Source organism: Bacillus cereus group sp. BfR-BA-01524 (assembly GCF_022662595.1).
Classification (GTDB): domain Bacteria; phylum Bacillota; class Bacilli; order Bacillales; family Bacillaceae_G; genus Bacillus_A; species Bacillus_A thuringiensis_S.
In genome coordinates this window covers 1-1,703 of the sequence record NZ_JAKUDW010000219.1, presented here as the reverse complement: position 1 = coordinate 1,703, position 1,703 = coordinate 1, and the positions used below count along the sequence as shown (strand labels likewise).

Sequence of the window (1,703 nt, the reverse complement as noted above, 5' to 3'; positions counted from 1 at the left end):
TTGGCCTTAAATCGGATGGCACGGTAGTAGCGGTGGGCCGAAATAAAGAAGGAGAATGCAATGTAAGCAGTTGGCAAGGTATTGTGGCAGTCACAGCGGGTGACTGGCATACAGTCGGTCTTAAATTGGATGGTACAGTAACGACTGTGGGGAATGATCGATATGGTCAATGCAATGTAAGTAGCTGGCGAGGTATTGTATCGGTCAAGGCTGGTTATCTTCATACTGTTGGTCTTAAACGAGACGGCACGGTGACGGCAGTGGGGAATGATAAACATAACCAGTGTGATGTAAGTGGCTGGAGAGACATTGTAGCAATAGCGGCTGGTACGAATCATACAATCGGGCTTAAATCAAACGGTACCGTGGTGGCAGTGGGCTGGAATGAGTATGGTCAATGTAACGTAAGCGATTGGCGCGATATTGTAGCGATAGCGGCTGGTTGTGCACATACAGTCGGTCTTAAATCAAACGGCACGGTGGTCGCGGTAGGTAATAATGAATTTCGCCAATGCGATGTAGATAGCTGGCGCGACATTCGGTTGCCTGGCGAATAGTCAATTTACAATAAATAATTAGTAATATTATTCTATTTTAGGAGTAATTATGGAATAGGATATGTACAAAATAATTAAACTTAAATCTACTGAATAAGAATCTCTTTTGAAAAGGGATTCTTATTATTTTTCATAAAATGAGGGTCTAAATGGAAATTTTGAACAAATTTTATTTCAAAATTACAGTAGAAGATATAAATAAAGTATAGAGGAGATAAAGGAATGCTTAAAAGGTTTTTACTTTCTTTACCGGATGTTTTACTTATATGTATCGTTCTCTACATAACGTACACAAATTCTTTTAGTTTTGGACAGATGTTAGTAATTTCAATTGCAATCGGAATTATTGGTGGTCTTGCTATTAGAATTTGTAAGGATGTATTCACGTATATAAGGTGGACAATTAAACAAAGAAAAACTTGAATATGTTTAATTGTTATTAGGAGGGAATGAAATGACTAAGAAAAAGAATAGAGTGAAAAACGAGATAGTACTTTGGTCACTAACAGCAATTGTTCTATTAATTGTATGGTACTTTTATCAAAAATAAAAACGCATCGTACTAAAAAAGCACGATGCATTTTTATTATTTTTTTTGCCAATTTTCTTTTATAAAGTCTTCACGCCCAGATTTTTTTTGCTCAGTAGCATATTTCTCTGGATTCTTTTTATAGAAATGTTGGTGGTATTCCTCTGCTTCGTAAAAAGGTGCAGCAGGACGAATTTCAGTCACGATTGGATCTTTAAACATACCGCTTTCTGCAAGAGCTTGTTTTGATTTTTCAGCAAGCCCTTTTTGTGTTTCGTTATGATAAAAAATAGCGGTACGATAAGATGGACCACGGTCAAAAAATTGTCCGCCATCATCAGTTGGATCAATTTGTGGCCAATATAAGTCTAGTAATTTTTGATAAGGAAAAATAGAAGGATCGAATGTAATTTGAACAACTTCTAAATGTCCAGATGTTCCAGCTTTTACTTGTTCATATGTTGGGTTTTCTACATGACCTCCTGCATAGCCAGAAAGTACTTTATGAATACCAGGAAGTTCATCAAATGGTTTTACCATGCACCAAAAGCAACCACCTGCGAAGGTTGCGAGTTCGTATGTTTTTTCGGACATTGCTGTAATCCTCCTAAATGTAT

At 36.9% G+C, this 1,703-nt stretch carries 3 protein-coding genes; 2 read left to right on the top strand and 1 reads right to left on the bottom strand.

Features of this window, described 5'->3' with window-relative positions; translation table 11 throughout:
* A partial coding sequence (locus tag MR170_RS30505; RefSeq protein WP_481746799.1) for an RCC1 domain-containing protein occupies positions 1–557 on the top strand: 557 nt, incomplete at its 5' end.
* Positions 558–779: 222 nt separating this feature from the next.
* Positions 780–980 (top strand): hypothetical protein, encoded by a 201-nt coding sequence (locus MR170_RS30500; protein WP_000919319.1) that lies wholly within the window; start codon positions 780–782, stop codon positions 978–980.
* A 163-nt stretch (positions 981–1,143) separates the two neighbouring features.
* Here the strand turns inward: MR170_RS30500 and msrA are convergent, their stop codons facing one another.
* Positions 1,144–1,680, bottom strand: a complete 537-nt coding sequence (gene msrA, locus MR170_RS30495; protein WP_029441975.1) for a peptide-methionine (S)-S-oxide reductase MsrA — start codon at positions 1,678–1,680, stop codon at positions 1,144–1,146.
* Positions 1,681–1,703 lie beyond the last annotated feature (23 nt).